General features: G+C 45.1%; 10 protein-coding genes. 5 read left to right on the top strand and 5 right to left on the bottom strand.

Annotated features, from left to right (window positions below):
• Positions 1-25: 25 nt before the first annotated feature.
• The gene (locus EHQ17_RS05545; protein WP_135591273.1) at positions 26-460 is read right to left on the bottom strand and encodes a hypothetical protein; all 435 of its coding nucleotides are present in this window, start codon (positions 458-460) and stop codon (positions 26-28) included.
• Positions 445-1,452 (bottom strand): hypothetical protein, encoded by a 1,008-nt coding sequence (locus tag EHQ17_RS05540; RefSeq protein WP_135591275.1) that lies wholly within the window; start codon positions 1,450-1,452, stop codon positions 445-447. The genes EHQ17_RS05545 and EHQ17_RS05540 overlap by 16 nt, the downstream gene beginning before the upstream one ends.
• Before the next feature lie 285 nt (positions 1,453-1,737).
• Between EHQ17_RS05540 and EHQ17_RS05535 the strand changes: the two genes are divergently transcribed.
• Positions 1,738-4,314 carry a SpoIIE family protein phosphatase gene (locus EHQ17_RS05535; protein ID WP_135591277.1) on the top strand — a complete coding sequence of 859 codons (2,577 nt, stop codon included), beginning with the start codon at positions 1,738-1,740 and terminating at the stop codon, positions 4,312-4,314.
• A gap of 223 nt (positions 4,315-4,537) precedes the next feature.
• Complete coding sequence (locus EHQ17_RS05530) at positions 4,538-5,473, top strand: cation diffusion facilitator family transporter (protein ID WP_135591279.1); 936 nt, start codon at positions 4,538-4,540, stop codon at positions 5,471-5,473.
• Positions 5,474-5,493: 20 nt separating this feature from the next.
• Here the strand turns inward: EHQ17_RS05530 and EHQ17_RS05525 are convergent, their stop codons facing one another.
• Positions 5,494-5,997, bottom strand: a complete 504-nt coding sequence (locus EHQ17_RS05525) for a PaaI family thioesterase (RefSeq protein WP_135591281.1) — start codon at positions 5,995-5,997, stop codon at positions 5,494-5,496.
• Entirely contained in the window at positions 5,984-6,577 is a 594-nt protein-coding gene (locus tag EHQ17_RS05520; protein ID WP_135591283.1) for a TetR/AcrR family transcriptional regulator, read from the bottom strand. The genes EHQ17_RS05525 and EHQ17_RS05520 overlap by 14 nt, the downstream gene beginning before the upstream one ends.
• 318 nt (positions 6,578-6,895) lie before the next feature.
• Here EHQ17_RS05520 and EHQ17_RS05515 point away from each other — a divergent pair, with 318 nt between their 5' ends.
• The 3 genes from EHQ17_RS05515 to amt all read left to right on the top strand — a co-directional run bounded on the left by EHQ17_RS05515 (position 6,896) and on the right by amt (position 12,019).
• Entirely contained in the window at positions 6,896-8,491 is a 1,596-nt protein-coding gene (locus EHQ17_RS05515; RefSeq protein WP_135736152.1) for a 7TM diverse intracellular signaling domain-containing protein, read from the top strand.
• 1 nt (position 8,492) lies between these two features.
• Complete coding sequence (locus EHQ17_RS05510) at positions 8,493-9,596, top strand: MltA domain-containing protein (protein ID WP_135592939.1); 1,104 nt, start codon at positions 8,493-8,495, stop codon at positions 9,594-9,596.
• A gap of 317 nt (positions 9,597-9,913) precedes the next feature.
• Positions 9,914-12,019 carry an ammonium transporter gene (gene amt / locus EHQ17_RS05505; RefSeq protein WP_135592937.1) on the top strand — a complete coding sequence of 702 codons (2,106 nt, stop codon included), beginning with the start codon at positions 9,914-9,916 and terminating at the stop codon, positions 12,017-12,019.
• Here amt and EHQ17_RS05500 read toward each other — a convergent pair.
• A complete protein-coding gene (locus tag EHQ17_RS05500; RefSeq protein ID WP_135592935.1) occupies positions 12,009-13,046 on the bottom strand; it encodes a cyclic nucleotide-binding domain-containing protein in 1,038 nt (345 codons plus the stop codon). The two genes, amt and EHQ17_RS05500, sit on opposite strands and share 11 nt — an antisense overlap.
• Positions 13,047-13,135 lie beyond the last annotated feature (89 nt).

Below are 13,135 nucleotides of genomic sequence, written 5' to 3'. Positions count from 1 at the left end.
CAACCCCGAAAATTCTATAAATATATTAAAATAAACTAAATTCGAAATGACGAAGAAGATAAATTCCTATGATCAAAGCTCCCAAAAAGGAAACGAATGAAAACAGAACATGGAACTTATCCCAATTTTCCAAAGAACGAAAACCGCGATAACTTCTCTTCATCGACCACTTGGGAAGATCTTCGAGTTCGTCTCCCAACTTGTGAAGATCCACAAGACAAAGAACCAAAAGAACTAAGGTCGAAACCAAAAGGATCGGTTTGATGATTCCGGAAACCCTACAAAAAAGTTCTCCGAAAAAACCCAAACGTCCCCAACAGACGAAGGTTCTAAACCAAACCCAAATCAGAAGTATCGGAAGTCCCGCAAAAACGATGAACACTTCTCCGAGGATGGATTTCCGTTTCACCTTCCTCTTTCTTTTTTTCCGGGGATTCTCGTCGCTTATTGATTCTGCCATAAACCGTCCCCCTCGTAGAGCTCGATCTGTTTACGCGAAGTAGTATCCTGAAAATACCCGAGCCGTTTCCAAATCTCCATGGAAACTGTTTTGTAGATCTTCCAGGATTTTTCGCAATTCGGAGTAAACGGGATATCTCTGGATTCAACCACCTTCTCCACATAACCTTGACAGTTCGATGCCGGATAACGTTCCTTCTGAATGGGATCGTATTTAGGAAATGAATCCGATTCGCGAAGACGATTCAATAAGATTTTCCTCATATTATCTTCGCACTTTGTGCCGAAGATGCAGTGCCAAGGATTATTGTCTCCGGTAAGTTCTCGCACTTTCGGAAAATCGTCCCGGATCACGACGTCCTTTAAGTTGGAACGGAATAGGTTCGGAATTCCCTTGGCGTAATTTTCCCATTCCGTGACGCGACTATCGCTGTGAACGGGCTGATCCGGAAGCGTCATGTCGGAAGCGTGTCCCCTACCCGTGGGATACATCTTTTTGGGATTGGAAAGTTTGCGATGAGCGAAGGAATCGCCTAATAAATGAAAGGCGAAGCCGAGCGCACAAAGTTTTTCGGGTTGTTTTTCCTTTTTGGAAGTGAGTTCTCTTCGAAGATGATCCAACGTCTCCAACGCGACTTTCCGTAAATGTTCGCTATTGCCGCCGGTCAAACCGTGCAGAAGTTGTTGGACCTCCGCCATTCTTCCCAAAACGTCTCCGGATCCGCGATCCGCAAAAACCCAGAGCAAAAACTGGAGCGGATGTCCGAAAGCCAATTTCCGATATACTGAAATCGCATCGAGTTCCGGAACTTCGTCCGGAAGTTGGGCGCAAAACGCGACGAGCGCCGTCTCCTCTTTCGTAAGAGGCGAAGGAGTGTGAAAATTGTTCAGGACGGTTTGAACCGTATAAAAATGTCCGTCCTCCTGATACGCGCTTATGCCGTGACATAAGAATAGGAAGGAGAAGAAGTAAGTCAATTTCTTCCAAAACATAAATCGACAATAAATACTTTTTTTGACAACAATTGCAACAATAGTTTACTTCAATGCGGAATTTCGCGACATTTTTCCTTAAAAAAGGGGGGAATCGAAATCCGTTCCGAACAAAACCTCGGTTCGATTCTTCCGAAGGTTGTTATACGAGTTCGTTTGGAATTCGAACGTCGTTGGAAATACGGCGATTACCGAAACGCGAAAACGGACGCGACCTAAAACGAGATTTCGTTTTACGGATCGGTTTGCGATTTCCGTTGGATCACTTTCCTTCTGTAAATAAAATTGTCCGAAAACGAAAAACGGACCGCCTTTATTCCCGAACGGATCACACGCGGTGCGGATCAAATGAAACTTCAGTTTAGAATTTTTGCATATATTTTGTATTTCGCGATCACCGTTCCTGCTTCGTTGTTCTCCGAAACCCGGATCGACTTGTCGAAACGATGCGACCCTCAATCGGTCTGTGAAAATCGGGAATGGAGGATTTTGGATCGTTTCCAATCGGAATTTCTGGAGGAGAGTTTCGAACCGGACGACGAATGGAAGAAGGTTCTCCGTTTCCCGATTTGGACGAACAAATTCTACAAACCGGAAAGTTCGTTTCACACGTTCAGTTTTTATACCGAGTTCGATCTTCCTTCGGGTTTTTTGGAGAATTCGCAGGAACCGGGAATTCGTTTCGGAGAAATCGGAGAAGTTTTCGAAATTTATGTGAACGGAAAACGGATCGCGCAGGAGGGAAAAATTTCGAAGGACAAAGTCCTCGTTTCCAGAACGGTCCGCGGTCAGGTTTACGAAATCGATAAAAAAATCCTCAGACCCGAACGTAACAAAATCCTGATCAAATTGAGCGGAGATCCTCGTTACGACCATACCGGATTTTATCTGACCTCGGGATATGATTTAGGATATTATAAAGAACTAATTCATCAGGAACAAGACCGCATCGGAATGATGTTGATCGGAATTTACGTCACCACCGGTCTCTACCATCTTTTCCTATTCCTAAAAAGAAGGAAGGAAAAACACAATTTTTCTTTCGGAGTTTTCGCACTTCTTTTGGGGCTTTACATCTACACGAGATCTTCGTCGGTTTTCGAAAACGAAATCGACACAACGATCGTTCAAAGAGTGGAGTTGATAGCGTTGTATATTCTGGTTTCCTGTTATTTCACTTTCATGAGTCAGCTTTTTAACGGAAAAACTGTTCCGATGATACGGTATTATTCCGCGTTTAACGTCCTTTTGGCGATCCCCACCTTTTTCGCTCCGATGTATATCTGCGAATACCTTCTCAGACTTTGGCAATTCGCCGCGATCTTTTTTGCCGCTCCCGTAAATTTCTACGTTTTGATCCGGGGAATCCGTCACAAACTTCCCTCAGCAAAAAGACTATTCCTCGGAACGATCGTAATCACCGCGACGGCGATCTTCGACGTCGTCGATTCTTTGATCCTCAACACTGGAATCGCCCTCAGCAAATACGGGTTTTTCATTTACGTGATGGGAATCGCGACGATTTTGGCGGAACGTTTCAGCGAGCTTCACCTCAAAACCGAAGAGCTAAACTCCAATCTGGAACATCGCGTAGAGGAAAGAACGAAAGAACTTTCCGAAACCCTGGACGTCATGAGTAAACTCAAGAATCAACAGGACGGGGATTATTTTCTGACTTCCCTTTTAATCAATCCTTTGGGCAAAAACAACGCGGACAGCGACAACGTTCGAATCCGATTCTTTATAAAACAAAAGAAGGAATTTCTTTTTAAGAACGTCCGCAACGAAATCGGAGGAGACCTCTGCAAAACGGAAAGTATCGAATTAAAAGGAAGGAAGGTCACCGTGTTCTTCAACGCGGATGCGATGGGGAAATCGATGCAAGGCGCGGGTGGCGCTTTGGTATTGGGCGCCGTTTTTAAATCCATCATAGAAAGAACCAGATTCGATTCGTTTATGAAGGATCTCTATCCGGAACGATGGTTGAAAAACTCCTTCATCGAACTTCACCGTGTGTTCGAAAGTTTCGAAGGATCGATGCTCGTATCGATCGTGTTAGGCGTTATAGACGATAAGACCGGATTCATGTATTATATGAACGCGGAACATCCCTATTCCATACTTTACCGGGACGGGATCGCGTCCTTTTTGGGAGACGACGTGTTCTATAGAAAATTGGGATCGCAGCTCGTGGAAGGAACCCTTTCCGTACAGACCTTTCAGCTTCTACCCGGAGACGTATTGTTCAACGGTTCCGACGGAAGGGACGACATCCTTGTGGAAACTACGGACGGCGGAAAAAACATGAACTACGACGAAACTAGAATTCTGAGAATCGTGGAACGATGCGGTGGAAATCTGGAGGATATAGAAAGACAACTGGATCTCGAAGGCGTTCTCACGGACGATCTTTCTATTATGAAAATTGAATGGAATGGAAGAATCCGCCACGACGAAAAAATCAAACTTCCGAAAAAAGACGGCAGGTCTCTGGAAAGAATGTTTTCCGAACTCCGCGACGGTAAAGAGATACATCCATCCGCGATCAAGGAACTCGCTTTCTTTTTTTTCAGAACCAGGGAATACCACAAAACTTCCTTTTGTCTGCAGGAATATACGGACGCGGTTCCATCCGACGAACGTATGTTAGGTTATGCTTCCAGAATGTTGCGTAAAGCCGGAGAAATACATCGCGCCGTGGATATGGGGGAAAGACTTCGTATTAGAAGACCCAGGAACGCGCGCAATCTCAGGAATCTCATCCGAGCGTACAAGGACCTAAAAAACGCGGATCGAATCGCAAAACTGGAAGAGACATTGCTCTCGTTCGACGTCGGTCGAAACGACCGAAGTTCCGGATAAAGTTCGAACCGATCCTGTTCTAAAAATTCTTTCCGCGACCGATCGTTTCGGTTTTTACGGAAAACTCCGTTCCTACTTTAAGAAAATCTAATTCTACGTAAATTCGTCCGAGCATACGATCTTCGTTATCAGAGAACCCATTCTCAACAACGGATCGATTTTTCTGTTTACATTCGCGCATAGACTCTAATCTGGACGATAGCTCGACTTTCTGGAAAACGAAATGGGACATCATCACGATCACACACATTCTCACGACCATTCACATCACGATCACGGCGCGAAATCCGGAAACGTAAATAGAACCCTACTCGTTGCCATTGTGCTCAACCTCCTCTACGCCGGTTTGGAAGCGGGAATCGGTCTTTGGTCTGGATCGCTCGCTTTGATCTCCGACGCGGGCCACAACCTAATGGATGTAAGTTCCCTTTTGTTAGCATGGATCGCGGTCAAACTACAGACACGAATTCCTTCGCCTCGTTTCACCTATGGATTGAAAAAATCATCGATTCTTATCAGCCTTTTGAATTCCATCCTCATTTTCGGAACGGTCGCTTTTATCTTTTACGAGTCCTATGAAAAACTAAAACATCCGAGTTCGGTTCCGGGAGGAATGATAGCGCTCGTCGCGCTCGCGGGAGTGGTCGTCAACTTTTCCTCTTCGTTCCTCTTTCATAAATCGAAGGACGACGACCTGAATATGAAAGGCGCGTATCTACATCTACTCGCGGACGGTTTGGTATCGTTAGGCGTAATCGTATCGGGACTGCTGATACAGTGGACAGGATTACAGTGGATCGACCCCGTTACCGGAATCGTGGTCGGACTCGTAATCCTTTACGGAAACGTTCCTTTGTTCCGTGAAAGTCTTAGGTTGAGCATGGATTCCGCGCCGGAGGCGATTCGGGCGGACGCGGTGGAACGGGAATTGAGGTCAATCGAAGGGATATTAAATATTCATCATATTCATATCTGGTCGTTAAGCACGACCGAAAACGCGCTTACCGCCCATCTCGTTTTGAAAAACGGCCTTCCCTGGGAAAAACAAAGAAACATCAAGGACAAGGTTAGGGAAGTCCTTAAAACATTAAGAATTTCTCATGTAACCTTGGAAACGGAGGAGGAACGGGAAAACTGCGGCCAAATCGACTGCAGTTGATCCGTTTGATACGATTTCCGTCAATCCTCCTGATCCTGTCTTCCGGTCATCCTCTTTAACATGGAATCCTGAAGGATAAGAACGCTCGATGTGGAAATCGCGATGAGTTTGTTCTTCGGATTCCTTACTTCGGCCTGCATCGTCATCATCGCGGGCGATTTTGAAATCACCTTCGCCTCGATGTTGATGAATTCATCCTTGGGAAAAAAAGTTCGGAAAAATTGCGTGGAAAGATCCGTCGTCACACAGGGTTTTTTCGCGGCGAGATAGGAAAGCGGACCGAAAGTATTGTCGAGGGCGGTGCAAAGCATCCCCCCCTGAAAGATGCCCATCGGATTCGCAAAACGCTCGTCATACGGAAACCGTACTACGACCCGTTTAGAATCTATCTCGATGAACTGCGCCTTCATCTCCTTGAACGATTTGGGAGGAACTTCCAGACTGAGTCCGTATTCCTTTTCCATTTTTTCGGTCATCTTGTTCAACTCTTCCTGTGCTTTCGTAACGGAATCAGTGGACGGCATTTTTTTGCTCCTTTATTTGAATCATAGATTTAAGACTTTTGATCGTTTTCGGAAAGAAATCCTTATCCTTACGGATGCGAGAGATCTGCATCGAACCTTGTATCGCGGACATAAAAAGATCCGCCGTCTCCCGAGCGTTCAACGGAAGAAGAAAAACCCCTTCCTTAGAACCGTCGCTTAACGTTTGAATCAAAAAGTCGCGATGTTGATTGTGCAACACGAGAGTTTTGTCCCGAATCGATTGCGACAAAACGTAGTATTCGCTTCCGACGACTCCGAAAGGACAGATTTTTCCGTTTTCGCCGGTATATGCTTCGTATAACTTGAATAATGCGAAAAGCCGCACCCTCGGAGGACGATCTTTCAAATTCGCGGTATAAACGGCAAAATCCTTATAATAAATTTCCAGCACTTCGAGCCCCAATTCCTCCTTGGAGGGGAAGTGATAATGAACGCTCGCCTTTTTAATCCCTAAATCGTCGGCGATATCCTGAAAACTGAAGGATTGAAAACCTACGCTTTGAAAATACCCCCTCGCCAAAGACGCGATCTTATCCCTGGTTTCTCCGGAAACTTTCATAAAACTACCTACCTATCGGTAGGTAGTTTGGTCAAGAAAAATTTGATCACCCATTTCGAATGATCCGAACCGATCCGTGCAAAAGGGTCGGTAGGTTTCGGCGGAAAAACGCCGACCTTCGTTTCTTTTTTACGTTTTAGCCGAAAAAACGGACCGAGGAAGGAGTAAGATTCCAAAACTTCTCGTCCAAAAAGTCGCCGATACAAAAAGAATTTTAGAGCCCTTCGAAATATTGACTGGAGCGATACGAATTGATAGGATAATCAATCTTAGGTTAGGGTTTTTAAACCCTTGAAATTCGACTCGATTTTTTTAAAAATGCCACTTCGTTTATCAAAACATAAAACATTAATACGAAATCACCTTTTATTCTTTTTTCTCGTAATCCTTTCGTATTTTCCGATCTCGGCGGAGGCTTCGCCTAACGAGGAAAAATGCCGATTCGAACGAATCGATATCGCCGTGGCTTCGGATTCGAACGACGAAATTCCGAATGGACCCGACGAAAACCTCGCGTATACGCAAGCGGAAACCTCGCTTCTTAAATTCGGGTTTATTCCAAACGAAATTTGGATCCGTTTTTCCGTTACCGATTATCCGCGCTCCCGTTGTTTTCTACGTATTCCGCAGGTTACTCTGGACGCCGCTGTGCTTTTTTCCAAAACTTCGATACAGATTTCCGGGGACCGCTTTCCTTATTCGGAAAGAACCATCGACGACTATTATCCGACTTTTCATCTTGAACCTTCCGAGACGAAGGACGGAAAACATCTCTATTATCTTTGGATCAAAACTTCTTCGATCGTGAATTTTCCGCTTTTACTCGAGTCGGGTTTAGAATATCAAAGAGGAAATTATTTCAGAAATTTATTGATTCTTTTCGTTCTCGTTCTAAGTCTTTTTATAACCCTTTTGACTGGTTTCGTTTATCGTCAGACTCTGGATCCTATCTATCTAAGCATCGTAGGTTTTTCGATCTTTATATCGTTGGAAGGATGGGCGTGTTTCGCAAACGGCTATAAATACCTTTGGCCGTATGCGCCAGAATTCCAGAATATTACCCCTCCCCTTTTCGCCTTCCTCGCGCTCGCGTGTTCCGCTTATTTCGTTTATCAATTTTTATCTCCCGGATCACCTTCTAAGTTCGTACGTTTTTCGTTGGTCGGAAGCGCGACCGCTCTGACGGCTTACGGAATTTTATCGGCGTTCTTTGCGAACCGTCCGTTTGTCGTCCTGTCGTTTTCTTGGAGTTTCGTAATCGTAGTGGCGTTGATCCTGATCTCGATTTTATCCGTTATCGGAAGTTTCGCGCCCGCCAAAAAAATCGTGTTCTGCGTAATTCCGATTGCGGGAAGCGTTTTGATAACGACTTTATATTATTTGGATCTAATCAAGTATAACGAGTATTCCCTACACGCTTACGTGATTTCACTTCCCGCGATCTACGTGGTCGTCATGATCAGCCTCTCGGATCGGGAAAAATTCGTCCGAAGAAAAACGATTAGCCGGGCATACGATATTCAGCAATTGCAGGAAAAACTGGAAAAACCGGTCGGAACCCCGAAAGCTCCCTCGATTCAGTTCAGTCTCGACCACCTTTTTAAGGTGGAAAGAATTTTCAAAAATCCGGACCTAACCAAAGAGGATCTGACGAGCATTTTGAAAATCTCTTCGGAAGAGTTAGAGGAATACATTCAAAAAACCGAAAATACGTCCTCGTTCGATATTTATATAAGTCGCTTCAGAGTAGAGGAAGCCAAACATCTTTTAAAAACCAGAAACAATCTTAAAAGTTCGGAGATCGCGCAAAGGGCCGGCTTCGGTTCCGCGAGAGAAATGGAAAAATCCTTTAAAAGCCTGATCGGAATGACTTCTTCCGAATACAAACTTATGGTTCGTCCGGAATCGATCTGACATGATCCGTAGTTTTTTTCGGATCCTTTTCCTTATATTCATTTTTTCTAAAACTAATATAGGATCGGAACCGTTAAACGAAGAAGGCTTTCGTAACGTTTCGGAATATCCTTTCATCGAACACGATACGGACCGGACTTCGCTGCAAAAAGCCTTTCGACAATCCGAGTTTTATATAAAAAAACTTCCCGAAAACTGGCAAACTACGATTTACGGAGAAACGTATAGTAAAAAGGATTTATCCGATTCTCTCCGCACGTTGAAGAGGATTTTCGAGGAAAAGGATCCTGAACGAAAAAGAACCGCGTTTCAAAAGAATTTTCTATTATTGGAAACCCGTCCAAAAAACGAAAAATCTAAAATAACAGGATATTATGAAGTTCTTATGGAAGGAAGAAGGTATCCGGAAGGTGAATTCGAATTTCCCGTATTGGAGACTCCTTCCGATCTTTTCTTACAAAAAAAAAAATCGGATAACGTAGTCGTAAAAAAGGAGAACGACGTTTTTACACCTTATCCTACGCGGCTTGAATTGAATAAGGATTCCGAATGGAAAGGGAAAACCTCCGCGTTAGCGTATGTCAGGATCGTCGATCTGCATTTGGCTCAGCTGGAAGGTTCCGCCAAAGTTAAAATCCCCGGCCAATCTCCGTTTCGCATAACGTATTCCGCGGATAACGGAAGAAAATATCGCAGTCCCGCAGAATCTCTGAAAGGAATCTGCAAAAGCCTGATTCCATCCGATCTTCGAAACTGTATTTCGGAATTTCCCAAAGAGGTTAAAGACGCGATTCTGCAGAATCCTAGATACGTTTTTTTCAAAAGGGAATCCTTCGCTCCGCGCGGAGGAGGAGGAATCGAGTTGATCCCGGAACGTTCCGTCGCGATGGACCCGGCAATTCCTTTGGGTTTACCGGCGCTACTCAGCTTTCGATCTCCTCTTAAATACGCCGTAAACCGAATCGTCTTCGTCCACGACCGAGGTTCGGAAATCAAAGGACACGGTCGTTTGGATTATTTCTTAGGTACCGGCGAAACGGCCGAATCCGCGGCCGGCAAAATCAACTCGGAAGGTAGGATACTTTTGATCCTGCCGAAGAAGTGAACAAATCATCCAAAGAACCCGCAAATTGTATTCGATACGACCTAACAGATAAAAAACGTATTCAATTTTAATCATAGTCTCTCCGTCGTAAACATAGCAGTTCCGATGAACTCGCGTGATTTTCAGAAATCGTTTTACAACGTTATCGCATCTTGTTTCTTATCACTGGGAATTCGTTTTAACACGGACATAAGAATTTCTTAAATAAGGTGCGGTTCTTGTAACGGAAACTTTCCTTTGCACGTCCTTAAAACGCGGATACCGAACGAAGATTCGTAAAGAGAAAAATTTGGGATTCAATTTTACAGGATATATGCATGCATTTGATGTTTATGGGCTCGACTGAAAAAACACTTACGGACGTTCTTTGGATCTTACTCTGCTCGGGATTGGTTCTGTTGATGCAGGGAGGATTTCTAATTTTAGAATCGGGACTGACGAGGGCTAAAAACTCGATCAATGTCGCAATCAAAAACATAGCCGACTTCGGAATCGCAACCGTACTTTTTTGGTTCGTAGGTTTCGGATTAATGTTCGGATCTTCCTGGAAGGGATTTTTCGGAACTTCCTGGTTTCTTCCCGTTTTTCCTCCCGACGATATATGGAGTCCCGCATTCTTTTTGTTCCAGTTGGTATTCTGCGGCACCGCGGCCACGATCGTCTCCGGCGCGATCGCGGAAAGATTGAAATTTATTTCCTACGTGATTTCCACGATTCTTATTTCCGGATTCATATATCCCGTCGCGGGTCATTGGGTCTGGTCCGGTTTGTATCAATCCGAAACCCACGGTTGGTTATCAGTAATCGGATTCCGCGATTTCGCGGGATCTTCGGTGGTACATAGCGTCGGAGGTTGGGTCGCGCTCGCGTTTCTAATCGTAGTCGGCCCGCGAGCCGGAAGATTTGTCCCGGGTGAACCTCCTAGAAAAGTTACGGGAAGTAATCTCCCCTTGGCGATGTTAGGTGGAATCATTCTTTGGGTCGGTTGGTTCGGATTCAACGGAGGTAGTACGCTGGCTTTCGACAAACACGTTCCGACCGTTTTGTTGAACACGGTATTGGCATCGGGAGCCGCTATGTTCTCGGCCTTATTCGTGGGTTGGTTCAGAAAAGGATATCCGGACGCGGTTCTACCGTTGAACGGTTCGCTCGGAGGTTTGGTCGCGATCACGGCCTGCGCAAACGTCGTAAACGCTCTGGAAGCCGGTATGATAGGAGTCATCGCCGGAATCCTGGTTTCCCCGATAGAAGACATATTAGAAAAACTTAAAATAGACGACGCGGTCGGTGCGGTGCCCGTACATCTCGGCATGGGCGTTTTTGGAACGATCTGCGTGGGAATCTTCGGAGATCTTAAGATATTGAATTCCGGCTTAACGAGATGGGGACAAATACAAGTCCAACTGATCGGAGTCGCTTCCATAGGCGCGTTCGCGTTCGGAACTTCTTTTTTGTTTTTCTCAGTCATCAATCGTTATTTCAAACTCAGAGTCGATCCGGAAGAGGAATACCAAGGTTTAAACATCTCGGAACACAAAGCGACCACCGAACTCATAGATTTGTTTCTCGTAATGGAACATCAAAAACGAACTGGCGACTTGAGTTACGACGTTCCAGTCGAGCCGTTTACCGAAGTGGGTCAAATTGCGGATCGTTATAATCAGGTATTGGGAACGGTTCGAAACACCCTCGACGAAAACGAAAAAGCCAGAAAGGAACTTGCAAAGGCCTACGCAAAAGTACAAAAAGAGCAGGAGCGAGCGGAAAAACTTTTGCTGAACGTGTTACCGAAGACGATCGCGGACAAACTTAAAAAAGACAGCTCCGTTATCGCACAAAGTTTCAGCGAGGCGACGATCCTATTCGCGGACATAGTAGGATTCACCGAAATCGCGGGGAAGTTTCATCCCGAAAAAGTGGTGCGCATCCTGAACAAGGTTTTTTCGGCATTCGATCTGATGGCGGAAAAATACGGATTAGAAAAGATTAAAACGATCGGCGACGCTTACATGGTTGTAGGCGGACTTCCCCAACCGAGAAAGGATCATACATTAGCGATTGCTCATATGGCTTGGGAAATGATGGATCTGTTGAAGCGTTTCAGAATCAAAGAAGGCAATCTCAAATTGGACATGCGTATCGGAATCAACACCGGTCCCGTGGTCGCCGGAGTCATCGGTACGAAAAAATTCATCTACGACATTTGGGGCGATGCGGTAAACGTAGCCAGCAGAATGGAATCGCACGGCTTGAGCGGACAAATCCAAGTGACTCCGAGCACGGCGGAGTTGATCTCGGAAGAATTCCATTTGGAAAAACGCGAGGACGTCGAAATCAAAGGCAAAGGAAGAATCGATACGTTTCTTCTGACCGGTCGCAAACGGGATCCTTCCGAAGATTTGTTTTTCGGTTTTAGGAATTAGCCGCCGCTTCCGTAGGTTCGGAGGATTGGGAGTTCGAAGTTTCCGAAGGCTCCTCGCTAGCTTTGGAAGCCTCCTCGGCGAGATGATCCAAACCTTCTCCGTTGACGTATTCCGAATCCGAAGAAACTTCGGGAGATACGGATACCGCGGATACGGTTTCGGTGGAATTTACGTTCCTCTCCGCCTCCTTACTAATCTTGAGACATTGACTGAGAATCGTAAAGTCGTACACGATCGTTTTAAAAACGTTGAAGAAAAGTTTCGGGTTTAAGGTCAACACTCGATACAAAAGATTTCTGTCTATCGAAGTCATAACGGCGACGTCGTCCACGGCCTTAACGGAAAAAACCCTCGGATTGGATCCGATCAAAGAAGAAAGATCCAGTAGATCTCCCGGATGAAAATCCCTGACTTCGGATTCCACACCGTCTCGAGTCGTTCTACACAACACCAACTTCCCCTGAAGGACGAACCATAATTTTTCGGAAGCGGGTTCGCCGGAATGAAACAGATATTTTCCTGGCGGATAATAGTTGCTGAGGTGACCGTAAATTCTGGAAATAACTCCGAGGTTGTGAATTCTGCAATTCTCATAATCCTGCGCAAACTCAAGCTGAGACGGATCGATTTTGACGAAGCGAGGTAATTTAGAAAAATATAATTCTTCCCTGTAGTGCCTACTGGCCGCAGTGAGCAACAACCGAAACATGAACTTAGGATTTTTTTGAATCATGTTTTCCATGATACGACTATCCAAAGAAATCAATCGGACTCCGTCCGTCGCCGCGATCGCGGAGGCGGTCCTTCGTCCGCCGGTGAGAAGCGCCATTTCACCGAAAAAATTATTTTCTCCGATCCTACAAATCGCGTTTTCCTTATTGTCTACAGTTTCCGATAAAACGACCGAACCTTTGGAAATAAAAAACATCTGATCCTTGGAAGGATCCCCTTGGCGAAAAATGATCTGCCCTCTGGAATAATCGATCGGCTGAATATGATTGAGCAAATTAGGAGATTCTGGCACCATTCTGTATCGCTTCTTTTCGGAATTTCTACAAAGAGACGAAGTGATTCGGACGATTCTTCGAGCGAGAATGAAAAAAAGGCAAAACTGGT

The sequence above is a fragment of the Leptospira gomenensis genome, assembly GCF_004770155.1.
GTDB lineage: Bacteria > Spirochaetota > Leptospiria > Leptospirales > Leptospiraceae > Leptospira > Leptospira gomenensis.
This window is presented reverse-complemented; position numbering and strand designations above follow the sequence as displayed.

Excerpts from the sequence above, each read along its gene's own strand:
- EHQ17_RS05525 (WP_135591281.1), bottom strand. The coding sequence starts at position 5,997 with ATGCCGTCCACTGATTCCGTTACGAAAGCACAGGAAGAGTTGAACAAG.
- EHQ17_RS05530 (WP_135591279.1), top strand. The coding sequence starts at position 4,538 with ATGGGACATCATCACGATCACACACATTCTCACGACCATTCACATCAC.
- amt (WP_135592937.1), top strand. The coding sequence starts at position 9,914 with ATGCATTTGATGTTTATGGGCTCGACTGAAAAAACACTTACGGACGTT.
- EHQ17_RS05540 (WP_135591275.1), bottom strand. The coding sequence starts at position 1,452 with ATGTTTTGGAAGAAATTGACTTACTTCTTCTCCTTCCTATTCTTATGT.
- EHQ17_RS05510 (WP_135592939.1), top strand. The coding sequence starts at position 8,493 with ATGATCCGTAGTTTTTTTCGGATCCTTTTCCTTATATTCATTTTTTCT.
- EHQ17_RS05500 (WP_135592935.1), bottom strand. The coding sequence starts at position 13,046 with ATGGTGCCAGAATCTCCTAATTTGCTCAATCATATTCAGCCGATCGAT.
- EHQ17_RS05545 (WP_135591273.1), bottom strand. The coding sequence starts at position 460 with ATGGCAGAATCAATAAGCGACGAGAATCCCCGGAAAAAAAGAAAGAGG.
- EHQ17_RS05520 (WP_135591283.1), bottom strand. The coding sequence starts at position 6,577 with ATGAAAGTTTCCGGAGAAACCAGGGATAAGATCGCGTCTTTGGCGAGG.
- EHQ17_RS05515 (WP_135736152.1), top strand. The coding sequence starts at position 6,896 with ATGCCACTTCGTTTATCAAAACATAAAACATTAATACGAAATCACCTT.